General features: G+C 62.6%; 23 protein-coding genes. 15 read left to right on the top strand and 8 right to left on the bottom strand.

What is annotated here, in order from left to right; translation table 11 throughout:
• Positions 1-53 precede the first annotated feature (53 nt).
• From ruvB to folD, 15 genes are all read left to right on the top strand, one after another.
• Positions 54-1085 carry a Holliday junction branch migration DNA helicase RuvB gene (ruvB, locus tag GAL_RS14275; RefSeq protein WP_024098272.1) on the top strand — a complete coding sequence of 344 codons (1032 nt, stop codon included), beginning with the start codon at positions 54-56 and terminating at the stop codon, positions 1083-1085.
• A 307-nt stretch (positions 1086-1392) separates the two neighbouring features.
• On the top strand, positions 1393-2061 hold the full coding sequence (locus GAL_RS14270) for a hypothetical protein (protein WP_024098271.1): 669 nt from the start codon (positions 1393-1395) through the stop codon (positions 2059-2061).
• 25 nt (positions 2062-2086) lie between these two features.
• The gene (gene ybgC / locus GAL_RS14265; RefSeq protein ID WP_024098270.1) at positions 2087-2473 is read left to right on the top strand and encodes a tol-pal system-associated acyl-CoA thioesterase; all 387 of its coding nucleotides are present in this window, start codon (positions 2087-2089) and stop codon (positions 2471-2473) included.
• A gap of 114 nt (positions 2474-2587) precedes the next feature.
• Positions 2588-3283, top strand: a complete 696-nt coding sequence (gene tolQ / locus GAL_RS14260) for a protein TolQ (protein WP_024098269.1) — start codon at positions 2588-2590, stop codon at positions 3281-3283.
• A gap of 3 nt (positions 3284-3286) precedes the next feature.
• Complete coding sequence (gene tolR / locus GAL_RS14255; RefSeq protein WP_024098268.1) at positions 3287-3775, top strand: protein TolR; 489 nt, start codon at positions 3287-3289, stop codon at positions 3773-3775.
• Positions 3776-3788: 13 nt separating this feature from the next.
• Positions 3789-4946, top strand: coding sequence for a hypothetical protein (locus GAL_RS14250; RefSeq protein ID WP_024098267.1), 1158 nt, complete (start codon positions 3789-3791; stop codon positions 4944-4946).
• A complete protein-coding gene (gene tolB, locus GAL_RS14245; RefSeq protein WP_024098266.1) occupies positions 4943-6283 on the top strand; it encodes a Tol-Pal system beta propeller repeat protein TolB in 1341 nt (446 codons plus the stop codon). Before GAL_RS14250 ends, tolB begins: the two co-directional genes overlap by 4 nt.
• 121 nt (positions 6284-6404) lie before the next feature.
• Positions 6405-6914, top strand: coding sequence for a peptidoglycan-associated lipoprotein Pal (gene pal / locus GAL_RS14240; RefSeq protein WP_014879240.1), 510 nt, complete (start codon positions 6405-6407; stop codon positions 6912-6914).
• A 6-nt stretch (positions 6915-6920) separates the two neighbouring features.
• Positions 6921-7763: a tol-pal system protein YbgF gene (gene ybgF, locus GAL_RS14235; protein ID WP_024098265.1), complete on the top strand. Its 843-nt coding sequence runs from the start codon at positions 6921-6923 to the stop codon at positions 7761-7763.
• A gap of 53 nt (positions 7764-7816) precedes the next feature.
• A complete protein-coding gene (gene tilS, locus GAL_RS14230) occupies positions 7817-9022 on the top strand; it encodes a tRNA lysidine(34) synthetase TilS (protein WP_276326194.1) in 1206 nt (401 codons plus the stop codon).
• Positions 9023-9099: 77 nt separating this feature from the next.
• Positions 9100-11010, top strand: coding sequence for an ATP-dependent zinc metalloprotease FtsH (gene ftsH / locus GAL_RS14225; protein WP_024098263.1), 1911 nt, complete (start codon positions 9100-9102; stop codon positions 11008-11010).
• Positions 11011-11195: 185 nt separating this feature from the next.
• Positions 11196-11774 carry an MOSC domain-containing protein gene (locus tag GAL_RS14220; protein WP_024098262.1) on the top strand — a complete coding sequence of 193 codons (579 nt, stop codon included), beginning with the start codon at positions 11196-11198 and terminating at the stop codon, positions 11772-11774.
• 246 nt (positions 11775-12020) lie between these two features.
• On the top strand, positions 12021-13697 hold the full coding sequence (locus GAL_RS14215; protein WP_024098261.1) for a formate--tetrahydrofolate ligase: 1677 nt from the start codon (positions 12021-12023) through the stop codon (positions 13695-13697).
• 57 nt (positions 13698-13754) lie between these two features.
• Entirely contained in the window at positions 13755-14060 is a 306-nt protein-coding gene (locus GAL_RS14210) for a chorismate mutase (protein WP_024098260.1), read from the top strand.
• Between the two features lie 40 nt (positions 14061-14100).
• Positions 14101-15003, top strand: coding sequence for a bifunctional methylenetetrahydrofolate dehydrogenase/methenyltetrahydrofolate cyclohydrolase FolD (folD, locus tag GAL_RS14205; protein ID WP_024098259.1), 903 nt, complete (start codon positions 14101-14103; stop codon positions 15001-15003).
• Between the two features lie 106 nt (positions 15004-15109).
• Here folD and GAL_RS14200 read toward each other — a convergent pair whose 3' ends face one another.
• The 8 genes from GAL_RS14200 to GAL_RS14165 form a co-directional block, all read right to left on the bottom strand.
• A complete protein-coding gene (locus tag GAL_RS14200) occupies positions 15110-15523 on the bottom strand; it encodes a PaaI family thioesterase (RefSeq protein ID WP_024098258.1) in 414 nt (137 codons plus the stop codon).
• Positions 15524-15610: 87 nt separating this feature from the next.
• Positions 15611-16273, bottom strand: coding sequence for a ligase-associated DNA damage response endonuclease PdeM (gene pdeM / locus GAL_RS14195; RefSeq protein ID WP_024098257.1), 663 nt, complete (start codon positions 16271-16273; stop codon positions 15611-15613).
• 53 nt (positions 16274-16326) lie between these two features.
• On the bottom strand, positions 16327-18762 hold the full coding sequence (locus GAL_RS14190) for a ligase-associated DNA damage response DEXH box helicase (RefSeq protein ID WP_024098256.1): 2436 nt from the start codon (positions 18760-18762) through the stop codon (positions 16327-16329).
• A gap of 75 nt (positions 18763-18837) precedes the next feature.
• The gene (locus tag GAL_RS14185) at positions 18838-20145 is read right to left on the bottom strand and encodes a hypothetical protein (RefSeq protein ID WP_024098255.1); all 1308 of its coding nucleotides are present in this window, start codon (positions 20143-20145) and stop codon (positions 18838-18840) included.
• A gap of 173 nt (positions 20146-20318) precedes the next feature.
• Positions 20319-20825: an A24 family peptidase gene (locus GAL_RS14180; RefSeq protein ID WP_024098254.1), complete on the bottom strand. Its 507-nt coding sequence runs from the start codon at positions 20823-20825 to the stop codon at positions 20319-20321.
• A 19-nt stretch (positions 20826-20844) separates the two neighbouring features.
• On the bottom strand, positions 20845-21693 hold the full coding sequence (locus GAL_RS14175) for a tetratricopeptide repeat protein (protein ID WP_024098253.1): 849 nt from the start codon (positions 21691-21693) through the stop codon (positions 20845-20847).
• Positions 21694-21733: 40 nt separating this feature from the next.
• Positions 21734-22336: a tetratricopeptide repeat protein gene (locus tag GAL_RS14170; protein ID WP_024098252.1), complete on the bottom strand. Its 603-nt coding sequence runs from the start codon at positions 22334-22336 to the stop codon at positions 21734-21736.
• 3 nt (positions 22337-22339) lie between these two features.
• Positions 22340-23320 (bottom strand): type II secretion system F family protein, encoded by a 981-nt coding sequence (locus tag GAL_RS14165; protein ID WP_024098251.1) that lies wholly within the window; start codon positions 23318-23320, stop codon positions 22340-22342.
• Between the last annotated feature and the right edge of the window lie 10 nt (positions 23321-23330).

Raw genomic sequence — 23330 nt, 5'->3', positions numbered from 1 at the left:
TCGGGCGCTGCCCGGCCTTCAGCCGGACAAAGCATACGCGAGAAAGCGGGACCATGATTGACGCCGACCCCACCCTGCGCCCTGCGCCTCTGCCCGAAGATAGCGCTGCCGAAAATGACCGTGCCCTGCGCCCGCAGGGGTTGGGGGAATTTATCGGTCAGGCCGAGGCTCGCGCGAACCTGCGTGTCTTCATCGAATCTGCCCGCCGCCGGGGCGAAGCGATGGATCACACGCTGTTTCATGGTCCCCCCGGTTTGGGCAAAACCACGCTGGCGCAGATCGTCGCTCGGGAGTTGGGCGTGAACTTCCGCATGACCTCGGGGCCGGTGCTGGCCAAGGCCGGTGATCTGGCGGCGATCCTCACCAACTTGGAATCGCGTGATGTGTTGTTCATCGACGAAATCCACCGGCTGAACCCGGCGGTGGAGGAGGTGCTCTACCCGGCGATGGAGGATTTTGAGCTGGATTTGGTGATCGGCGAGGGGCCGGCTGCGCGCACTGTGCGGATCGAGTTGCAGCCCTTCACGCTGGTGGGGGCCACCACGCGCATGGGTCTGTTGACCACTCCGCTGCGCGACCGCTTCGGCATCCCGACACGACTGCAATTCTACACCGTGGATGAGCTGTTCGAGATCGTCAGCCGCAACGCCCGCAAACTGGGAGCCCCCGCCGATGATGACGGCGCCCGCGAGATCGCGCGGCGCGCCCGCGGCACACCCAGGATCGCCGGACGGCTCCTGCGCCGCGTCGTGGACTTCGCGGTTGTCGAGGGCGATGGCACCATCACAAGGGAGCTGGCGGATGGCGCGCTGACGCGGCTCGGGGTGGATCAGTTGGGGCTGGACGGCGCCGACCGGCGCTATCTGCGGATGGTGGCCGAGAACTATGGCGGTGGACCCGTCGGGATTGAAACCATGTCTGCCGCGCTGAGCGAAAGCCGCGACGCGCTGGAGGAGGTGATCGAGCCTTACCTGCTGCAACAGGGGCTGATCCAGCGCACGCCGCGCGGCCGGATGTTGGCGCATAAGGCCTGGGCTCATCTCGGATTGACCCCGCCACGCGGTCAGGGCGACCTGCTGCTGTAAGACATCACCTGCTGCGGGTTGGCGTCAGTTTTTGGGCGGAGTGGCGTCAAATGCGCCGCAAAGGGTTAAGGGCGTCCTGAAGAATTAGACTCAATTTTAGCGTATGTTTCGCACGCGAAACATTTGGTCATGACTGCTGACCTACGTAGCAAACCCTAACTGATGCGCTGGGCCTTGCGCGTCGGGGCCTCCGGCGGGGATATTTGGGGCCAGAAGATGCAGGGCGGCAGCTGGTCGCAACCCTTGTCGTTGATCCCGCAAGCGGGCATTAAGCCCCCATAAGACCGCAGTCCGAGTGGAGAGCCGCATGATGACCCCAGCCGAGATCGAAGCCCTGTTTACCCGCACCGATGGGTCCTATGTCTTTGCCCGCTGGGGGCGACCGATTGCGCCGATTGTCTTTGGGGTGGAGGACAGCACACTGGCCACTGTGAAGGGGGCGATTGAGGCAGTGGTGACCCTTGCGGGCCATCAGATGGCCGAGACCGATCCCGAGCTGGGATCGAACCTGATGGTGTTTTTCTTCCGCGACTGGGACGAGTTGACGGGCGTGCCGGATCTGGACCGGCTGATCCCGGATCTGGACCCGCTGGTGGCGCGTCTGAAACAGGCGGATGCCAGCCAATACCGCGCGTTTCGCTTTGACGATCAGGGCGGCATTCAGGCCTGTTTCGTGTTCCTGCGCATGGCGGGGGATATGGCAAAACTGCCGGCCGAAACACTGGCGCTGAGCCAGGCGGTGCAGGCGATCCTGATGTGGGGGGATCAGGCCTTTGCCGAGACCTCGCCGCTGGCGGTGCTGCCGGACACCGGCGCCACCATTCTGCGGCCTGAGATTGCCGGGGTGATTGCGGCCGCCTATGATCGAATGATGCCGGTTGCTGCTGCCGACTGCTCCCATGCGCTACGCCTGTTTGCGCGGCTGCAAGCGCCGGTGACGCCGCCCGCAGATGACGCCAACCCGACCCGGCACTGAGCCGTCGCCAGAAAGGCCCAGACAGATGATCCACCGCTTTCCGGTTCGGGTATATTACGAAGACACCGACATGGGCGGGATCGTCTATCACGCCAATTATCTGCGCTTCATCGAACGCGCCCGCAGTGACTGGGTGCGCAACCTTGGCAATGATCAGAACGCCATGCGCGACGCCGGGCTGATCTGGGTGGTGCGCCGCATTGAGGCGGATTACCTCGCCCCTGCCAAATTCGATGAGGAACTGCGGATCGAGACCGAAGTGCAGAAGGTGACACCAGCGCGGCTCACAATGTCGCAGCAGGTGTTTCGCGGCGAGACGGAGCTGTTTCGCGCGATTGTCACCGTGGTTTGCGTCAATGCCGATAGCGGCGCGCCGATCCGCCTTCCGGCAGAGATTCGCGCATTGCTGTAACAATTGCCGCTCTCACAGCTGTTTCATTGGCTTTTGGCCTTGAACTGCGATAGCCTTTTGCCAAATGAGAGCCGGAAAACGGCTGAAAAACGGCCAAAAACATAGAGCAGGTCCATGGAAGCAGAAACTCTGGCGTTGGCGCAGGAGATTGATTTCTCCATGTGGGGGCTATTCGCGCGGGCGACCCTAACGGTCAAATTGGTGATGCTGATGCTGGTCGTCGCCTCCATTTGGTCTTGGGCGATTATCCTGCAGAAGCTGATCAATTATCGTCTGGCCCGACGTGAGGCGGCGGAGTTTGACCGCGCCTTCTGGTCGGGGGAGCCGCTGGATGGTCTGTTTGATCAGATCGGTCCGCAGCCCAAAGGACAATCACAACGCATCTTTGCGGCCGGCATGACCGAATGGCGGCGCAGTCATCGGACGGATGGGGCGCTGATTGCCGGCGCGCAGGCGCGGATCGAGCGGTCGATGGATGTGGCCATCGCCAAGGAAAGCGAAAGCGTCCAGAGCGGTCTGTCAATCCTCGCCACTGTTGGCTCTACCGCGCCCTTTGTCGGTTTGTTCGGCACGGTCTGGGGCATCATGACCGCCTTTATCGAGATTGCGGAGCAGCAGAACACCAACCTCGCCGTGGTGGCGCCGGGCATCGCCGAGGCGTTGATGGCGACGGGGCTTGGCCTGTTGGCGGCGATTCCTGCGGTGATTTTCTACAACAAGCTGAGCGCCGACAGCGACCGTATCATCGGCAGCTATGAGGCCTTTGCTGATGAGTTTTCCACCATTCTCAGCCGTCAGCTGGACTCCTGATCCATGGGGGCCTCGGTTCAACCCAATGCCGCCAACGGGCGGCGTCGCGGCAGGCGGCGCAGCCGCGCCCGGCCGATGGCGGAAATCAACGTCACGCCCTTTGTCGATGTGATGCTGGTTTTGCTGATCATCTTCATGGTGGCCGCCCCCTTGATGACCGTGGGTGTGCCTGTGGAGCTGCCGAAGACCGCCGCCGGGGCCTTGCCCGGGGATGAGGAAGAGCCACTGACCGTGACCATGACCGCCAGTGGTGAGATCCAGATCCAGACCACACCGGTGGCCCCGGATGAGCTGATCGCCAAATTGCGCGCCATCGCAGCGGAGCGGTCCTCCGATCAGGTGTTCCTGCGCGCGGATGGGGCGATCCCCTATGAGGCGGTGATGCAGGTGATGGGCGCGCTGAACGCCGGTGGCTTCTCCAGCGTTGGGCTGGTGACCGATGTGGGTGGCCCGAGCCTTGACGGGCGGGCCGTCGACGACGGCGGGCAATAGGCGGGGCACGGGTGTGCAGACCGGAACCAAGATCTCTGTTGCAGGCCACGCACTGCTGGCGGGCTGGGTCGTGTTTGGCGCCTGGTTCCCGTCTGAGCCACTGCCTTTGGCGGTGCAGGATGTGGCGCTGATCAGTTCGGAGGAGTTTGCCAAGCTGAGCCAGCAGCGTGCCGCGCCAGTGGTGGCGGATACGGCCGGTGATCTGAGCCAACCAGACCCGGATCCCGCGCCGGAGGTGACACCCCCGCCAGAGCCGGACCCGGAGCCGCAGATCAGCCGACCTGAACCCGTGACACCGCCAGAGCCGGATGCCGAGCTGAGCGAGCGACCCGAACCGCAGCCGGTCGAGCCGACGCCACCGGTGGCCGCGCCATCGCCACCGGATGTGCCTGATGCGACGACTGTGACACCGCAGCTGACCGAACGCCCGCAGTTGCGTCCGGTTGACCGGGTTGCGCCAACACCTGTTGCACCGCCGGAACCGGACACGCAGATTGCCGATGTGGCGCAGCCTGAAGTGTCCGATGAGGTCGGCACCGAGCCTGCACAGGAGGCCCAGCAGGCCACCGCCGAGGCGGCGGCCAATGACCGGATCGTGACCGAAGAAGTCGAGGCGGAGACCGAGCAGGTTGCCAGTGCGGCCCCGGCGCAGTCTCTGCGCCCGCGGCGGCGACCGGATCGACCCACGCCAGCGGCCCAGCCCGAACCTGAGCCCGAATCTGAGCCGGAGCCGGAACCTGTTGAACCCGCAACCGATCCAACCCCGGACCGTGCGGATGCGGTGGAGGATGCTTTGGCCGCAGCCCTCGCTGGTGGCGGCGAGGTGGAAGCGCCGGAACCCTCCGGCCCGCCGCTGACCAGCGGTGAGAAAGACGCGTTGCGGGTCGCGGTGCAGCAATGCTGGAACGTCGGCTCGCTGTCGTCGGAGGCGCTGCGCACCACCGTTGTGGTCTCCGTCGCACTGACACAGGATGGCCGCCCGGAGGAGGGCAGCATTCGGATGTTGTCCAGCACTGGTGGGTCAGGCTCGGCGGCCAATCAGGCCTTTGGCGCGGCGCGACGGGCGATTTTGCGCTGTGGTGCGCGCGGCTTCCAACTTCCGTCTGACAAATATGCGCAATGGCGTAATATCGAAATGACCTTCAATCCCGAAAGGATGCGGATCAAATGAGGACATATCTGGCAACGCTTGTGATGGGCGCGACCCTGCTGGGAGCGGCGGTGATGACGTCTGCTCTGCCTGCGCAGGCACAGGATGGCCCCTTGCGGATCGAAATCACCGACGGGGTGATCGAACCCTTGCCCTATGCGGTGCCGGGCTTCGTGCCCGAAACCCCTGCTGCGGCTGAATTGGCACGCGACATTTCGCGGGTGATCGCAGCAGATCTGAGCGGAACAGGCCTGTTTCGCGAGGTGCCTGCCTCTGCCCATATCTCCAAAGTCACCGATTTTGACGCCGCCGTGTCTTATGCCGACTGGAAGGCTGTGAATGCGCAGGCGCTGATCACCGGCGCGCTCAGCGTCAATGGCAACCGTCTGACAGTGCGGTTCCGGGGCTATGATGTCTTTGCGGAGAAAGAACTTGGCACCGGGCTGCAATTTTCCGGCACCACCGATGGCTGGCGGCGCATGGCGCATAAGGTGGCGGATGTGATCTACAGTCGCATCACCGGTGAGAGCGGCTATTTCGACAGCCGGGTGGTGTTTGTCTCCGAAAGCGGTCCGAAGAATGACCGGCGCAAGCGCTTGGCGATCATGGATTACGACGGCGCCAATGTGCAGTATTTGACCAACAGCGCCTCCATTGTACTGGCGCCGCGGTTCTCCCCCACCGGTGACCGGGTGCTTTATACCAGTTATGAAAGCGGCTTTCCCCAGATCCATGTGCTGGATGTGGGCAGCGTTCAGCGTCGGGTGCTGTCGACGGACAACGGCATCATGAGTTTTGCACCGCGCTTTGCCCCGGATGGGCGCACCGTGGTTTATTCGCAGTCGCAAGGCGGCAATACCGATATCTTCACCATGAATATCGACACCGGTGCCCGCACCCGCCTGACCAGTGCGCCGTCGATTGAAACAGCCCCGTCGTTTTCGCCGGATGGCAGCCAGATTGTTTTTGAAAGCGATCGCTCCGGCGCGCCGCAGCTTTATGTGATGGCGGCCACCGGCGGTGAGGCCCGACGGATTAGCTTTGGCGCCGGGCGCTACGGTACGCCGGTGTGGTCACCGCGTGGCGACATGATTGCCTTCACCAAGCAGAACAAGGGGCGGTTCCATATCGGTGTAATGCGCACCGATGGCAGCGAGGAACGTCTTTTGACGGCGTCTTTTCTGGATGAAGGGCCAACCTGGTCGCCCAATGGTCGGGTGATCATGTTCACCCGTGAGACCCAGGGCGCCAGCGGTCGGGCTCTGCTTTATTCAGTGGATGTGTCAGGGCGCAATCTGAAACCGGTGCGCACCCCGGATGGCGCATCAGACCCGGCGTGGTCACCGCTGCAGAACTGAGGTGTCGCGCGTCTGCCATGCCGGCCTGACGCGCGCGCCAGAACCAAAGACCAAAGTGGCAGCGGCATCAGCGCTGTGATAAATCTGGTGCAAGATATGGAAACGGGACGAGGCGGACATCATGAGTGGTTTGACAAAAGCAATGCTGGTGGCAGCGGCATTGGGACTGAGTGCCTGTGCAGGCAATCCTTGGGACGACACGGCTGGGGGCAATGGCTCCGGTGCGGGAGCGGGCGCAGGCGCCGCGGGACAGCTTGATCCCAGCAGTCCGGCCTATTTCCAGCAAACTGTTGGCGATCGGGTGTTGTTTGCCGTAGACCAATCGACGCTGTCGCCCGCCGCACAAAGCGTCCTGCAGGGGCAGGCGCGCTGGCTGACTGCAAACCCGGATTATGTGGTCACCATCGAAGGCCACGCGGATGAGCAGGGCACGCGGGAATATAACCTCGCCCTCGGGGCGCGCCGCGCCAATGCCGCGCGGGAATACCTCCTGTCGCAAGGGGTGGCGGGCAACCGTCTGCAGGTTGTCAGCTTTGGCAAGGAACGCCCGCTGGAGATCTGCTCGAACGAGGCCTGCTACACCAAGAACCGTCGCGCGGTCACCGTGCTGGCGGGTGGCCTGACGGGGTAAGCGATCATGCAACTGCGTCCTTTTGCGATTGCCGCCCTTGCGCTGGTGCTGGCCATGCCGCCGCTGATGGCGCGGGCACAGGATGAACAGACGCTTGCCGATATCCGTCAGGAGCTGACGGTTCTGCACGTTGAAATTCAGCGATTGAAGCGGGAGATGTCGACCACCGGCAGCCCGCAGACCAACGTGACGGGTGACAGCGTGCTGGACCGTGTCAGCGCCATTGAGGCAGAGCTGCAGCGTTTGACTGCACAGACGGAACAGCTGTCTTACCGGGTCGATCGCGTGGTGCAGGATGGCACCAACCGGATCGGTGATCTTGAGTTCCGGCTGGTTGAGCTGGAAGGCGGCGATATCTCGCAGCTGGGGGAGACCACCACGCTTGGTGGTGGGGACCTGCCCGAAGGCGGCGCGCCGACCCTGCCCGCGACGCCGGGCACCGCAGTTGATACCACCTCTGAGCTGGCGGTCGGGGAACAGGCGGATTTCGATGCCGCCAAGGCTGCGCTCGACAGTGGCGCCTATCAGGAGGCGGCGGAGAAATTTGCAGCCTTCACGCAGGCTTATCCCGGCAGCCCTCTGGCGGCTGCGGTGGAATATAACCGTGGCAAGGCGTTGGACGGCTTGGGCGATACCCGTGAGGCCGCACGGGCCTATCTGGCGTCCTTCTCTGGCAATGCGACGGGCGAGACCGCGCCAAAAGCCCTGTTTGAACTGGGCGCCGCGTTGGGGCGCCTGGGACAGACCAGCCAGGCCTGCGTGACCCTCGCCGAGGTTGGCAGTCGCTTCCCCGGCGCCGCCGAGACCGCCGCAGCGGAGGCCGAGCGCACCAAACTGGCCTGCAATTGACCCGCCCCGACCGGGATATCCTGGCCATCGTGCAGGAGCAGTTCCGATCTGCCCTGCCTGCGAGGCTGGGGGTCGCGGTTTCGGGTGGGGGTGATTCGATGGCGCTCATGCATCTGCTGCATGAGTGTTTTGCCGATGTTGGTGTTGAGATCTGTGTCGCGACTGTGGACCACGGGTTGCGCCCGACCTCCGGCGCGGAGGCGCAGATGGTTGCGGGGGCCGCTGCCAAACTGGGCATGGCCCACGACATCCTGCAATGGTGTGACCGCCCGACGGCAGGGCAGGCGGGCAATTTGCAGGAACAGGCGCGCATTGCGCGCTATGCGCTGCTGACCTCCTGGGCGCAGTTGAATGACATCTCCACTGTTGCGCTGGGGCATACGGCGGATGATCAGGCCGAAACGCTGCTGATGCGGCTGGGCCGGTCGTCGGGTGTCTCTGGCCTGTCGGCCATGTCGCGCAGCCGGGCAATGGAGGGGGTGACGCTGCTGCGCCCGTTGTTGGAGGTCACACGCGAAGAGCTGCGTGACTATCTGCGCGCCCGTGATTGCGACTGGGTCGAGGATCCGAGCAATGAAGATGCGCGGTTCGAACGGGTCAGGGTGCGTCAGGCAATGGACGCGCTGGCACCGTTGGGGTTGACGGTGGAGCGGCTTGCGGCCGTGGCGCGCAATATGGGCGCCGCCCGCGAAGCGCTGGATTGGTATACGTTTCTGGCCGCCCGAGATATGGCCGAGGTGCGCGATGGCGCGATTGTGATTGACCAACGACAGTTCCGCACTCTGCCGGATGAGATTGCCCATCGGTTGCTGGTACGGACGGTGCAATGGGTCAGCGGGGCGGTGCATCCGCCGCGACGGGATCCGATGGTCAAGGCGCGCGACGCGGTGCGCCATGGTGGGTCCTTCACCCTTGGGGGCTGCCGGATGATCACCCGGAAACAGCGTACTTGGGTTTGCCGCGAATATAAACCAGTGGCCGAAGAGGTGGCGCTGCCGGGCAAAATCTGGGACGGGCGCTGGCGGGTTTTCGGCGGAGAAGTCAAAGGCCATGAGGTGCGCGCGCTGGGACCGGAGGGTTTGCTGCATTGCCCTGACTGGCGTCAGGCCGAGGTACCCGGCGCAGTTTTACAGGCGACGCCGGCGGTGTGGAAACAGGATGAGCTGATTGCCGCCCCATTGGCGGGAAATGGCAATGGATGGACCGCAGAACTGGTCCAGAACAGCGAAGAGTTCTTCACAGCTCTTTTATCGCATTGAACCTCAGTGAAGTATCCCTATTTTAGAGGCAACGAAGGCGGCCTTCCAGGTGCGCCTCGCATATTGGGAGACTTTCCTTGGGCAACGTACGCAATATCGCCTTTTGGGTTGTTCTGTTTGTGCTCGTCTTGGCGCTGTTCAACTTGTTCAGTGGTTCCGGCAGCACCATGCAGAGCCGAGAGAAGACTTTTTCTGACTTTGTCAGCGCGGTTGAAAACGGCAATGTCAGCACTGTGACGCTGGATGGCGAACAGGTTCGCTACACCACGTCGGACGGCCAGAACTTCATGACCATCAAACCCGGCGATGCCGAGGTGACCACGCTGTTGATCGACAACAACATCCCGGTGCGCGCTGAAAAGCAGCAGCAGTCCGGGTTCCAGTCGTTCCTGCTGACACTGTTGCCCTTCCTGCTGCTGATTGGTGTCTGGATCTATTTCATGAACCGGATGCAGGGCGGCGGCAAAGGTGGCGCCATGGGCTTTGGCAAATCCAAAGCCAAGATGCTGACCGAGAAGCATGGCCGCGTGACCTTTGACGATGTTGCGGGCATTGATGAGGCCAAGGAAGAGCTGGAAGAGATCGTTGAATTCCTGCGCAACCCGCAGAAATTCTCGCGTCTGGGCGGCAAAATCCCCAAAGGCGCCTTGCTTGTTGGCCCTCCGGGGACTGGTAAGACCTTGCTGGCGCGGGCCATTGCTGGTGAGGCCGGTGTGCCGTTCTTCACCATCTCCGGGTCGGATTTCGTCGAGATGTTCGTCGGCGTCGGCGCCTCCCGTGTGCGCGACATGTTCGAGCAGGCGAAGAAAAACGCGCCCTGCATTGTTTTCATCGACGAGATCGACGCCGTGGGTCGCCATCGTGGCGCAGGTTACGGCGGTGGCAATGATGAGCGCGAGCAGACATTGAACCAGCTGCTGGTTGAGATGGACGGCTTTGAAGCCAACGAAGGGGTGATCATTCTGGCGGCGACCAACCGTAAGGACGTTCTGGACCCCGCGCTGCTGCGTCCGGGCCGGTTTGACCGCAACGTCACCGTCGGCAACCCCGACATCAAGGGCCGTGAGAAGATCCTGGGCGTTCATGCGCGCAAGACACCGTTGGGCCCGGATGTGGATCTGCGCATCATCGCCCGCGGCACCCCCGGTTTCTCCGGTGCGGATCTGGCCAACCTCGTGAATGAGGCCGCACTGATGGCCGCCCGTGTCGGTCGCCGCTTTGTCACTATGGAAGATTTCGAATCGGCCAAGGACAAGGTGATGATGGGGGCGGAGCGCCGGTCCATGGTGCTGACGCAGGATCAGAAGGAAAAGACCGCCTACCACGAGGCAGGCCACGCCGTCGTCGGTCTGGAACTGCCGCTGTGTGATCCGGTCTATAAGGCGACGATCATTCCGCGCGGTGGTGCGCTGGGGATGGTGGTGTCGCTGCCCGAAATGGACCGGCTGAACTATCACCGGGATGAGTGCCAGCAGAAACTGGCGATGACCATGGCCGGTAAGGCGGCTGAGGTGATCAAATACGGTGAGGATCACGTCTCCAACGGCCCGGCCGGCGACATCCAGCAGGCCAGCCAGCTGGCGCGTGCCATGGTTCTGCGCTGGGGCATGTCGGACAAGGTCGGCAATATCGACTACGCCGAAGCGCATGAGGGCTACTCTGGCAATACGGCTGGCTTCTCGGTCTCTGCCAACACCAAGGAGCTGATCGAAGATGAGGTGAAACGCTTTATCCAGCAGGGTTATGATCAGGCGTTGCAGATCCTCAAAGACAAGAATGAGGAATGGGAACGGTTGGCGCAGGGGCTCTTGGAGTATGAGACCCTGACCGGTGATGAGATCAAACGCGTGATGAAGGGCGAACCGCCGCAGGCGGATGAGGATGAGGGCGATGATGCCGATACCGGCGCCTCTGTCACCGCGATCCCCAAGGCCAAGCCGAAGACATCTGCATCGGATGACGGCATGGCGCCGGAGCCGTCTTCCTGACGGTAAGGCATTCGCAGTGCTGCACAATCAGACCCGGTCACCCAACAGGTGGCCGGGTTTTTTGATGCGCTGATTTTGATAGGCGGACAGGGCATCATACAGGCTGTTCCGGGGCTGGTCAGACAGAGGGCGCGTGCCTATGGTGACGCTGATTTGTCAGGATATTTTGCAGTGGAGGATGCCCCATGCCAGTGATGCGCGAAACCGAGTTTCAGGGAGAGGTGACATGGATCGGCTATGTTCCGGCGGCCACCGGGGGGCTGCGGTCCGAGCCGCAGGATCAGCTGACGCTGGGCTTTGACGGGATCGCGGGGGAGCGCCACGAGGGCGCCTTGCGGGCGTCCTGTGTGCGGGTGCGCAACCTGCACCCCGAGGGCACGGAGATCCGCAACCTCCGCCAAATCAGCATCCTGTCGGAGGAAGAGCTGGCGCTGATCGCTGCGGATATGGGGCTGGAGCGGATTGACCCGATTCACCTCGGGGCGACGCTGGTGCTGCGCGGTATTCCCGACCTCAGCCATCTGCCGCCCTCCAGCCGCTTGCAAGGGCCAGACGGGGTGACGCTGACGGTGGATATTGAAAACCGGCCCTGCATTTTCCCGGCCAAGGAGATCGAGAAGGATCACGCAGGCTTTGGTCCGAAGTTCAAACCGGCGGCCACCGGGCGACGCGGGGTGATGGCCTGGGTGGAGCGGCCGGGCGTGCTGAAAGCTGGCGATCCCCTGCGCCTGTTTGTGCCGGACCAACCAGCCTGGGCGCCCTGAGACCCGACTGAGACTGTCCTGAGGCCCGGCTTTGAGTCGGGCAATCAGGCTATCTGGGTTGCGTATAGGCGTCGGGCTGACACAATTGGCAATCTTTGGCTGCCCTAGGGTGAGTGAACGCCGTTTCAATGCCTGATCATGTCGGAAATCACGCGCATAGAATGTCGCAGAAGGGCTAAGTCTTGCGGGAAACCGGCACGGCTGTGCCTGTGTATTTTCGTGACCTCATAATTCAGGAACCCGGCCATGAGCTACAAGAGTGACATCGAAATCGCCCGCGAGGCGCAGAAGCGTCCGATCCAGGAAATCGGTGAAAAGATCGGCATCTCCAGCGACGATCTGCTGCCCTATGGCCACGATAAGGCGAAGGTGAGCCAGGACTTCATCAACTCGGTGCAGTCGAAGGAAGACGGCAAGCTGATCCTGGTGACCGCGATCAACCCGACCCCTGCAGGTGAAGGTAAGACCACCACCACCGTGGGTCTGGGCGACGGTCTGAACCGCATCGGCAAAAACGCCATGATCTGTATCCGCGAAGCGAGCCTCGGCCCGAACTTCGGCATGAAGGGCGGCGCTGCAGGTGGCGGTTACGCGCAGGTTGTTCCGATGGAGGAAATGAACCTCCACTTCACCGGTGACTTCCACGCCATCACCTCTGCCCACTCGCTGCTGTCGGCGATGATCGACAACCATATCTACTGGGGCAATGAGTGCGAAATCGACATCCGTCGCGTGGCATGGCGTCGTGTTGTCGATATGAACGACCGCGCTCTGCGCCAGATCACGGCGTCGCTGGGTGGCGTGTCCAACGGCTTCCCGCGGGAAACCGGCTTTGACATCACCGTGGCGTCGGAAGTGATGGCGATCCTCTGCCTCGCCAACGACCTGAAGGACCTGGAAAAGCGTCTGGGCGACATCATCGTGGCCTACCGCCGCGACAAGACCCCGGTTTACTGCCGCGACATCAAGGCAGAAGGCGCAATGACCGTGCTGCTGAAAGACGCGATGCAGCCGAACCTGGTGCAGACCCTGGAAAACAACCCGGCGTTTGTCCACGGTGGCCCGTTCGCGAACATCGCACACGGCTGTAACTCCGTCATCGCAACCAAGACCGCGCTGAAAGTGGCTGACTATGTTGTCACCGAAGCGGGCTTTGGTGCGGACCTTGGTGCCGAGAAGTTCATGAACATCAAATGCCGCAAGGCAGGCATCGCGCCGTCGGCTGTGGTGCTGGTTGCCACCGTGCGCGCGATGAAGATGAACGGCGGCGTGGCCAAGGCGGACCTCGGCGCTGAGAACGTTGATGCGGTCAACTCCGGCTGTGCCAACCTTGGTCGCCACATCGAGAACGTCAAATCCTTCGGCGTGCCGGTTGTGGTTGCGATCAACCACTTCGTCACCGACACTGATGCCGAAGTGGACGCGGTCAAGGCCTATTGCGCCACCCACGGTGTCGAAGCGGTTCTGTCGCGTCACTGGGAGCTGGGCTCCGAGGGCTCCGCACCGCTGGCAGAGAAAGTTGTCGAAATCGTCGATGCTGGCCAGGCCAACTTCTCGCCGATCTACCCTGACGACATGCCGCTCTTTGAGAAGATCGAAACCGTCGCCAAGCGCATCTACCGCGCCGACGAGGTTTTGGCCGACAAGAAGATCCGCAACCAGCTGAAAGAATGGGAAGATGCGGGCTATGGCAACCTGCCGGTCTGCATGGCGAAAACCCAGTATTCCTTCTCTACCGATCCGAACCTGCGCGGCGCGCCCACCGGTCACTCGGTTCCCGTCCGTGAAGTGCGCCTCTCCGCGGGGGCTGGCTTCATCGTGGTGGTCTGCGGCGAGATCATGACCATGCCGGGTCTGCCCCGCAAACCGGCATCGGAATCGATCCGCCTCAATGACGCAGGCCAGATCGAAGGCTTGTTCTAAGGCCTGAAATAGGCAATCTGCGGCCCGGGGACCCCCTCGGGCCGCAGGAGTTTGAAAATGACTGAACGACACCCGCCGCAGGACTGTGCCGATATGCCGGCACTGCGGCAGCAGATCGATGTGCTGGACCGGGAGCTGATTGCCCTGCTGGCAGAACGGGCGGGCTATATTGACCGCGCGATCGCGCTGAAGACGGCCAATAACTGGCCTGCGCGCATTCCGGCCCGTGTCGAAGAAGTTGTGAGGAACGCCCGGATGACAGCCAGCACCGCGGGGCTTGATCCCGATCTGGTAGAGAGCCTGTGGCGCCAGCTTGTGGAATGGTCGATTGCCCGTGAGGCACAGGTCATTCGCGAGGAGTAACGCGCAGCCGCAAGTGGCGCGCAGCAAGAGGACAAAAGCAATGGCAGCGAATATCATCGACGGGAAGGCTTTTGCGGCCACCGTGCGTGAGAAAGTGGCAGGCCACGTGGCCCGGCTGAAGGAAGAGCATGACATCACCCCCGGTCTGGCGGTGGTTCTGGTGGGGGAAGATCCTGCAAGCCAGGTCTATGTGCGCTCCAAGGGCAAGCAGACCGTGGAAGTTGGCATGAACTCCTTTGAGCATAAGCTGGATGCCGATACGTCTGAGGCGGATCTGCTGGCTGTTGTCGATAAGCTGAACAAGGATCCGTCGGTACACGGGATCCTGGTGCAGCTGCCGCTGCCCGGCCATCTGAACGAAGATCTGATCATCAACTCCATCGCGCCGGAGAAGGACGTGGACGGGTTCCACATCTCCAACGTGGGCCTGTTGGGCACCGGTCAGAAGTCGATGGTGCCCTGCACGCCGCTTGGCTGCCTGATGATGCTGCGCGACTATCACGGCTCGCTGTCGGGCATGGATGCGGTTGTGATTGGCCGCTCCAACATCGTTGGCAAGCCGATGGCGCAGTTGCTGCTGGGCGACAGCTGCACCGTGACCATCGCGCATTCGCGCACCAAGGATCTGCCGGATGTTGTCCGCCGCGCGGATATCGTGGTTGCTGCTGTGGGCCGCCCGGAAATGGTGCCCGGTGACTGGATCAAGGAAGGCGCCACCGTGATTGATGTGGGTATCAACCGCATCGACGCCCCGGAAAAAGGCGAAGGCAAGATGAAGCTGGTGGGTGATGTGGATTACGCCAGCTGCGCCGAGCGCGCAGGCGCGATCACCCCGGTGCCGGGCGGCGTTGGTCCGATGACCATTGCCTGCCTGCTGGCCAATACCGTGACCGCCTGCTGCCGCGCCAATGGCTTGGCAGAGCCGGAAGGGCTGACCGCCTAATCAGAGCTGACCTGCCATCTGCGGATGGCGGAGATCTGTTGCTCCCGTCGGATCTTTCCGGCGGGAGTATTTTTTGGAAAGGTGACAGGCGGGAACCGCCCGCGGATCAGCCTGCGGCGACCGGAACCATGGTGCCTTGCAACAGCGCAATCAGCTTTTCCTCATCGCCGGTTACGGCATGGACTTCTGCGGTGACGATGATCAGGCGGCGACCGGGTTTGATGACCTTGCCCGTGGCGCGCAGGACGTCGCCCGCGCCGGGGGCGAGAAGGTTGATCTTCATCTCGGCTGTCATCACCTCGCTATCCTGCGGCATCAGGGTCAGCGCGGCATAACCTGCGGCGCTGTCACCGATGGCAAAGCTGAGAGCGGCATGGGCGACGCCGTGCTGCTGGCGGCTGCCCGGCAGGATTGGCGCGGTGATGGTGACGCTGCCCTGACCGACATCGGTGATCTCTGCGCCCAGGGTCTGCATCATCGTTTGGCGGGCAAAACTCTCGCGGATGCGCTGCTCTCTCATGGCTGTCCTCTCTGCGGTGTTGGGTCACCTTAGACTGAGGTTTGCAGCTTGGGGAGGTGACGCTGCGCGCGGGTCTCATTCAGGTGGTCAGCGGGGCATTGGGCAGGGCAGCGGGCGTGGCCCTGTGAGGATGGCCAGGGCGCGCGGCGACATCAGATCTCGCAGTGCCGGATCGGTGGTGCAGAGCCCGCCTGTATAGGTGCCGAAGGCGGGTAGAATCAGGCGCTGATGATCAGCCAGAAATGCGGGGCGGGAGGTGCCGCGCAGGCGGGCCTTCGGGTGGTAGTGGCCAGAGATTTCGGCACTGTTTTGATCTTGCAGCGCAGGCTCGGCGATGTGGCGAAACAGCAGCGGGCCGAGGGTCAGGCTGTCATGCGCCTCCCCGGCCAGCCCGGTCGGGGCCGGATCATGGTTGCCGGTGATCCAGATCCAGCGAGGCCCGGTGATGAGCTGCTCAAGCTGCGCGCGATCGGTGGGTGACAGTGCCGCAGCGGCGGCCTCATCGTCAAAACTGTCGCCGAGGCAGATGACCGTTTCTGGCTGCGTCTGCTCGATCACTGCTGTGAGGCGGTTCAGCGTATCGCGGGTCTCGTAGGGGGGCAGGGCGGTGCCACCCCGGCGCAGCTGACGTTCTGATTTTCCCAGATGCAGGTCCGCGACGCAAAGCAACCCGCGCGCCTGCCACCAGAGGGCGCCGGATCCAAGTGCTGTCAGGCGCTCGCCTGCGAGGGAGAAATCATAGCCGGTCATGGCCGCTCTGATCGCTGGTTTTGCGGGACTGTGCAAGTCTGGTCTATCGGATGTCAAAGCTTGGTTGCGGTTGGGGATTCCAGTTCTGCCAGCCCGGCGCTGCGCATCAGTTCCTCGGTCTCGCGTTGCAGGAGTTTTTCCTGTGCCGCGCCTTTTACCGGGACCTTGCCGACCTCAAGCAGCAGAGGCGCTGCAAGGGGCGAGATCTGCGACAGGCGATTGAGGGTGATATTCCCGTTGATGCGCGCGAGCATCTCTTCGATCCGGCCGAAATCCACCAGGCCGCCGAGCGCCTCCTGTCTGGTGATGTCCAAGAGCAGGTGGTCGGGATCATATTTGCGCAGGGTGTCATAGAGGATGTCGGAGGAAAACGTTGCCTGACGGCCGTTTTTGCGCTGGCCGGGGGTGTTGCGTTCGATGAGACCGGCGATATTGGCCACCGCACGAAAGCTGCGTTTCATCACTGCATTGTCCGCCAGCCAGCCCTCTAGCCCGGCGCGTAGCTGGTCCGGGTCGAACAGGGGGGCGGGATCGTCAACCGGCGAAAGCCCCCATATCAGCGTGGCGTAATCGGTGGCAACAAAGCCCAAGGGATCGAGCGACAGCTCCTCCATGCGTTTGGTCAGCAAGAGGCCGAGCGTCTGCATCGCGTTGCGCCCGGCAAAACCGTAGACGCAGAGATGTTCGCGGCCCCGGAAGGGAAAGCTCTCCAGCAGCAGCTCGCCCCGGCGTGGCATCCGGGAGACCTGCCGCTGTAGCGCCAGCCAGTCGGCGGTGTGGGGGGGCAGATCGGGCCATCTGTTGCGTTGCAGGATATCCAGAATGCGGGTGCTGAGCTGGGTGGAGGTGGCGAATTTGGTGCCGGAGAAGACAGCGACCTTGGGTGTTTTGCTGGCGTTGCGACTGACCTCCACCGTCATTTCGCGCAAGCCCTCATAGCGCACGATCTGGCCGCCGATCAGGAAAGTATCGCCGGGGGTCAGAGTGGCGGCAAAGGCTTCCTCAATCTCCCCCAGGGGTTTGCCACCACGGCTGCGCTTGAGCCTGACTTTCAGGAGGTCCGTGTCCTGAATGGTGCCGATGTTCATGCGAATGCGGCGGGCGGCGCGGGGGTCGCGCAGCTGCCACAGCCCATCTGGACGTTGCAGCAGCCGCTGCCATTGGTCATAGACCCGAAGTGCGTAACCGCCGGTGGCACAGAAGTCGAGGCAGGCGTCGAACTCTGCGCGGGTGAGGCTGGCGTAGGCGCCAGCGCCGGTGACCTCAGCAAACAGATCATCGGCAGCAAAGGGACCGGCGCAGGCGCGGATCAGGATGTGCTGGCACAGGACGTCGCGGGGACCGGGCGGGCGCGGGCTGCCGTCCAGCGTGCCTGCCTCCACGGCCTCAAGGGCGGCGCGGCATTCGACCACCTCAAACCGGTTGGCGGGCACCAGAAGCGCCTTGGATGGCGCATTGTAGCGGTGGTTGGCGCGGCCAATGCGCTGCACCAGTCGCTTGACGTTCTTGGGTGCGCCAATCTGGATCACCAGATCCACGTCGCCCCAGTCGATGCCCAGATCAAGCGAGCCGGTGCAGACCACGGCGCGCAACTCTCCCCCGACCATCGCGGCCTCGACCCGTTCCCGCTGCACCCGATCAAGCGAGCCGTGGTGAATGCCAATCGGCAGGCCGTCCTCATTGGCGAGCCAGAGGTTGCGAAAGAAGATCTCGGCCTGGGCGCGGGTGTTGTGGAAGATCAGCGTTGTTTTATGGGCCTTGATCTGCTCGAGCACGGCGGGGATGGCATGCGCGGCGCCGCCACCGGCCCAGGGCGGGGCGGCATCTGTCTGCAGCATTCGGATGTCGGGGGCGGGGCCGGGATCGGCCAGCACGATATCACAGGGGTCGGGATGATGCGCGAGATACTGCGCGATGGCGGCGGGATCATCGACGGTGGCGGAAAGGCCGACCCGGCGCATGTCGGGGCAGATCGCTTGCAGTCGGGTCAGAGCGAGCATCAGTTGATCGCCGCGTTTGCTGTCGGCAAGGGCGTGGATTTCATCCAGCACCACCCGTTTCAGCCCGGCAAACATGCGCGGCGCGTCCTCGTAAGAGGTGAGGAGGGCGAGGCTTTCCGGTGTGGTGAGGAGAATATGCGGTGGATCGGCGCGCTGGCTGCGCTTGCGACTGGCGGGTGTGTCACCCGTGCGATCATCAATGCGGATGGGCAGGCCCATGTCCTCAACCGGCGTGCGCAGGTTGCGTTTGATATCAGCCGCCAGCGCCTTCAGCGGCGAGACATAGAGCGTGTGCAGCCCCTGATGGTCGCCGGTGGCAAGATCGGCCAGCGTGGGTAGGAAACCCGCCATCGTCTTGCCGCCGCCGGTGGGCGCGATCAGCAATGTCGCTGGATCCCCGGCGCGGTCCAGCATCTCCTGCTGGTGGGGATGAATGGTCCAGCCGCGGGTGCTGAACCAATCTGTGATGACATCGGGAAGACTGCTCATCCGACTTATCTAGGCGCGATGTCAGAACTTTCCTAAAAGTTCTGACCAAAGTTTTTCAAAAAACTTTGGGGTGGCTCATTTGACGATATGTTCGTCCTTCACGAACATATTGGCCCAGGCGCGGTCGATGAGGTCGGGAGACATCTGATAGGGGATGCCTTCGAAATCGCAGATCGCCTTCATCTGGTCGATCAGGAAGACCGGCTGATAATTGGCGTAGATATTGTCGATGGTCGGGTATTTGTGCTTGAGCAGGTGGACCAGCGCGGCCTCATCCAGCGGGATGCCTTTCTTCTGGGCGACCATGGCAAAGATCTTGAGGAAGTTTTCCTGATCCGGGCCGTCGATTTTGATCTTGAAAAAGATCCGGCGTAGGGCGGCCTGATCGAAGATCTCATTGGGATGAAAGTTGGTGGAGAAGATCACCAGCGTATCAAAGGGCACCTCAAATTTTTCGCCCGATTGCAGCGAGAGGATATCGCGGCCCTCTTCCAGCGGCACGATCCAGCGGTTGACCAGCGCCTGCGGCGGTTCCGCCTGTCGGCCAAGGTCATCGACGATGAAGATGCCGCCGGTGGATTTCAGCTGCAGCGGGGCCTGATAGGTGCGCGCGGTGGGGTTGTAGACCAGATCCAGCATCGACAGGGACAGCTCACCCCCGGTGACAACCGTGGGGCGTTCACACATGACATAGCGACTGTCAAAGCGGCGCGCGCGGCGCAGGCTGTTCGGGTCATCCTCCGGCAGGGGGACGGCGGTGTGTACGATCGGGTCATAGACGGTGATCACCTGACCGGCATATTCGATGGCGCGGGGCACATAGACATTGTCGCCGAGGGCATCGCGGATGCCGTTGGAGATGGAGGATTTCCCATTGCCGGGGGGACCATACATCAGGATGGAGCGGCCGGCGCTGACGGCGGGGCCAAGGTGGTCGAGAAGGCTGTCGGGCAGCACCAGATGGCCCATCGCCCCCAAGAGCTGCTGACGGGTGACCAGAATATTGCGGATCGACTGGCGTTTGACCTGTTCGCGGTAGATGTCCAGCGGCACCGGCATGGCGCCGTAGTATTCCGACTGGCTGAGGGCATCCAGCGCGCGGGCCTTGCCTGCGTCGGTCAGCTGATAGCCCATTTCATTGCCGGAGTTCGCATTCAGCGTGCCGGTGGCCTCCAGCAGTTTCTGTTCGCGGGCGATATCCACCAGTTCCTGCGTCACCGGGATCGGCAGGCAGATTGCGGCTGCGATTTCGCTGACGTTTTCGCAGGTCTTGCGGAAGATCGTTTTCAGCAGGATATCCCGCATCATCACCAGCGGGAGCTGCATTTGTTCCAGCCCGCGCGGGGAGGGGGGCGCCATGACGGCGGAGGTTTCCATATTCATGCTGCGGCCTGCCTGTCTCGGTTGCACAAAGTCACGCCGGATGGCGCGCGGGTGTTCCAGACAAGAGTTTATTCAGCACTGTGGCACAAGCGGGGCAAAGCTGGTGCATTTCCGCGAAGGGGTGGGGCAGATGTCGCGCATTTTAGGAAAGCTGCGGGGAGACCCGGAGGGGCCTAGACGGGGGCGCTCTGGCCCAGCTGGCTGCCCAGCACCAGATAGAACACCAAGGTGCCGCCAAGGCAGAGGCCCATCGGGAATTTGCTGCCAACATCCCAGCTCTTCCACTCTGGCGCGAGACGGCGCAGGGGGGTGTATTTGGCAATGCGATGCGTCAGGAACCCGGCCAGCAGCATGGCAGAGAAGATCATCACCACCACCGAGAGATCCCCAAAGACCACAAAGGGGGCGGCGGCACCGGCGAATTTGGCGTCCCCCGCGCCGACCATGCCCGCGCTGTAGCACAGGAAGCCAAGGCCGATGCCGATGGGCAGATGCAAAAGTTGCCAGCCGTAGTCTGCCCAGCTCATCAGGAAGGGGCCGACAATGATAAAGATTGCGGCCAGAAGATCCACCGTCCAGTTGGGGATCCGCATATGGCGCAGATCATTGAGCGCGACCACACAGCAGAGCGGCACGACAAAAGGCAGGAACCACAGGGCGACATGGGCCGAGATCAACATGGGGCGCAGGCTCCGGTGGTTAGCCGTTTTCCAGCGCAGCAAGCGCGCGGGCGGCAGCGTCGAAATGCTGCGGGTGGGTCGAGATCGCCTGACGCAGCAGGCTTTCGCCGGTCTGAACGTCGCCCTGTTTTACCGCAGAGAGCGCCAGCGTGTGCAGCAGCTGGGCGCGTTCGGTCTGATCCATCGGGATCACCGGCAGGGTGTAGTTGCGCTGTGCGCCACGGGCCAGCACCAGATTGTTCTTGGCGGTGAACAGCGACTGGTCCTGACGGATGGCATCGCCGAACAGGCGCTCGGCCTCGGCATAATCGCCACGGGTCAGTTTGGAGTAGCCCCAGTTGTTCATTACGCGGGCGGGCTGCGTGGTGAGGCCAACGGCGGTCTGATAAAAGCTGTCGGAGCGTTTCCAGTTCTGCTCGGAATCGGCAACCATCGCCTCCAACCGGTAGCGTTTGAAGGTCTCATGGGTGGGCGGCACCTTGTCGAGTGTGGTGCGGGCCTCGTCCCAATTGCTGGTGCGGATCAGCGCGTCGGCCAGTTCTACGCGGTCATCATCAGTGGCCTCGGGGAGGGAGACGACCTTTTTCCAGGCGGTGACCGCCTCGGTGTTGCGCTTGGCGCGGATCAGCGAGAGCGCCAGCCCGCGATTGAGATCGATCCGCTCGGGGGCGGATTTTACGGTGCGCTGGAAATAGGTTACGGCCTCATTCGGGTCGGCAACCGTCAGCATCACATCGTTGAGGTTGCTTTCATCGACCACGTTCACCTCCTGAAAGGCGCGGTCCACGGCTTCGGTGTCGTCCTTGGCGCAGGCCGACAGGACAAGCCCACCGACCAGACATGCGGATACGAAAATCTGCTGGCGCATTTTTTGCGTCCTCTGTGCTGCTCTGCCTCTAGGCCTTGCGTCATCGGGACGTGCGAATCAGGTAACTGCCCCCGCCGCGTTGCACCAATGCGTAGCCTTTTTGTTGCGGATCACTATGCGTGCTCTGGTCAAGTTTTGCGAGGGCAAGGCGGAAATTTTCACGGATTGCGTCACTTTCGCCATTATCAAGCGCGAAGGCGCGGCGCAGGATCTGCTCGGCCTCGGGGTATTTCTGGCGTTCCATCAGCACCACGCCGAGGTTGTTCATTGCTGCGGGCCAGTCGGGATCACGCTCCACCGCGCGGCGGAGATGGGTTTCGGCCTGCCCCAGACGCCCCAGCCCCAGATTGGCGGTGCCAAGGCCGGAGAGCACCTCAGCGGTGAGGCCGTCCTCTAGTGCAGCACGGGTGAAGGCATCCAAGGCCAGCTCATATTCCGCAGCCGCCATCAGCCGGTGGCCGACAATGAGGCCGCTTTCGGCGATTCCACGGGGATCGACGCCTGGCAAGGCCGGACCGCCCAGAGGATCATTCGGATCCGGTTTGCCGCCCGGTGACACGCAAGCCGCCACCAACGCAAGCGCGAGGGTGGCGGTGATCAGTCGACAGAGACGGGAGGGGATGCCCCAACCCAGTGTCATCATGTGTTATTTGCTCATATTGCCCAGGTTGGCGATGCCCTGCGCCGAAGGTCCGACCAGAATGATCAGCAGCGGCGGCACCGTGAGGGTCATTGTGGCAAGGGTCATTTTGGTTGGCAACTTGTTTGCGGCCTCTTCGGCGCGCATCACCCGTTTGTCCCGCATTTCCCCGGCATAGACCCGCAGGGCCTCGGCGATCGAGGTACCAAAGGTGGCCGATTGGATCATCACGGTGACAAAGGAGGAGACATCCTGCACCCCGCAACGGGTGCCCATGTCGCGCATGACCTTGTCTTTGTCCTTACCGGCTTTCATCTCCTGGGCGACGACGTCGAATTCTTCGGCCAGCGCAGGGTAGGAGGCATGGAGCTCCTTGGCGACGCGCACGATGGCCTGATCCAGCGACTGGCCGGCCTCAACACAGACCAGCATCATGTCGAGTGCATCGGGGAAACCGGAGGTGATCTCTTGTTTGCGCTCTTCGATGCGGCGGGTGATCCAGTATTTCGGCAGCATATAGGCGGCGGCACCGGGGCCGATGATGCGGATGACCATTTGCTGGCCGTCGTATTCCACATCGCCATTCAGCACGTAGACATAGAACAGGCCCAAAGCGAGGCCGATCAGCCCCAATGCGAACTGGGCGAAGTGGAAGAAGCGCACCGAATCCTTGGACTGGTAGCCGGCCTGACGCAGCTTCAGCTCCATCTTGGAGAGTTCGGCGGCGTCCTGGGGTTCCAGAAAGGAGGCGAATTTCTGCAGCTGTTCGTTGCGATCGGCCTGCCGCAGGCGTTCCTTCTTGGGTTTGGTCTGGGTGCTGGCCGACATGCTTTTTTGCAGCTTCTTCAGCGGATCCTCGGGCTGGTTCAGCAGCAGCGGGATCGCCAGCAGGATCATGAAGAGGCCGATCAGCCCAACCACCAGAAGCGGGCCGAAGGGGCCGAGATGTGTCACCAGCAGGTCATTGATATCGCTCAGGGATGTCATGGGTTTTGCC

Origin of the sequence: Phaeobacter gallaeciensis DSM 26640 (assembly GCF_000511385.1) — a bacterium.
Lineage (GTDB): Bacteria > Pseudomonadota > Alphaproteobacteria > Rhodobacterales > Rhodobacteraceae > Phaeobacter > Phaeobacter gallaeciensis.
Note: the sequence above shows the minus strand (reverse complement) of the source record. Positions and strands in the feature narration are given on the sequence as shown.

Bases quoted from the DNA above. Each gene is read 5' to 3' on its own strand.
- GAL_RS14200 (WP_024098258.1), bottom strand. From the start codon at position 15,523: ATGAGAGAGCAGCGCATCCGCGAGAGTTTTGCCCGCCAAACGATGATG.
- GAL_RS14270 (WP_024098271.1), top strand. From the start codon at position 1,393: ATGATGACCCCAGCCGAGATCGAAGCCCTGTTTACCCGCACCGATGGG.
- GAL_RS14210 (WP_024098260.1), top strand. From the start codon at position 13,755: ATGACTGAACGACACCCGCCGCAGGACTGTGCCGATATGCCGGCACTG.
- tolB (WP_024098266.1), top strand. From the start codon at position 4,943: ATGAGGACATATCTGGCAACGCTTGTGATGGGCGCGACCCTGCTGGGA.
- GAL_RS14185 (WP_024098255.1), bottom strand. From the start codon at position 20,145: ATGAATATGGAAACCTCCGCCGTCATGGCGCCCCCCTCCCCGCGCGGG.
- pal (WP_014879240.1), top strand. From the start codon at position 6,405: ATGAGTGGTTTGACAAAAGCAATGCTGGTGGCAGCGGCATTGGGACTG.
- GAL_RS14180 (WP_024098254.1), bottom strand. From the start codon at position 20,825: ATGTTGATCTCGGCCCATGTCGCCCTGTGGTTCCTGCCTTTTGTCGTG.
- folD (WP_024098259.1), top strand. From the start codon at position 14,101: ATGGCAGCGAATATCATCGACGGGAAGGCTTTTGCGGCCACCGTGCGT.
- tolR (WP_024098268.1), top strand. From the start codon at position 3,287: ATGGGGGCCTCGGTTCAACCCAATGCCGCCAACGGGCGGCGTCGCGGC.
- GAL_RS14165 (WP_024098251.1), bottom strand. From the start codon at position 23,320: ATGACATCCCTGAGCGATATCAATGACCTGCTGGTGACACATCTCGGC.
- GAL_RS14170 (WP_024098252.1), bottom strand. From the start codon at position 22,336: ATGATGACACTGGGTTGGGGCATCCCCTCCCGTCTCTGTCGACTGATC.
- ybgC (WP_024098270.1), top strand. From the start codon at position 2,087: ATGATCCACCGCTTTCCGGTTCGGGTATATTACGAAGACACCGACATG.
- GAL_RS14215 (WP_024098261.1), top strand. From the start codon at position 12,021: ATGAGCTACAAGAGTGACATCGAAATCGCCCGCGAGGCGCAGAAGCGT.
- GAL_RS14190 (WP_024098256.1), bottom strand. From the start codon at position 18,762: ATGAGCAGTCTTCCCGATGTCATCACAGATTGGTTCAGCACCCGCGGC.
- GAL_RS14175 (WP_024098253.1), bottom strand. From the start codon at position 21,693: ATGCGCCAGCAGATTTTCGTATCCGCATGTCTGGTCGGTGGGCTTGTC.
- pdeM (WP_024098257.1), bottom strand. From the start codon at position 16,273: ATGACCGGCTATGATTTCTCCCTCGCAGGCGAGCGCCTGACAGCACTT.
- ruvB (WP_024098272.1), top strand. From the start codon at position 54: ATGATTGACGCCGACCCCACCCTGCGCCCTGCGCCTCTGCCCGAAGAT.
- ybgF (WP_024098265.1), top strand. From the start codon at position 6,921: ATGCAACTGCGTCCTTTTGCGATTGCCGCCCTTGCGCTGGTGCTGGCC.
- tolQ (WP_024098269.1), top strand. From the start codon at position 2,588: ATGGAAGCAGAAACTCTGGCGTTGGCGCAGGAGATTGATTTCTCCATG.
- GAL_RS14220 (WP_024098262.1), top strand. From the start codon at position 11,196: ATGCCAGTGATGCGCGAAACCGAGTTTCAGGGAGAGGTGACATGGATC.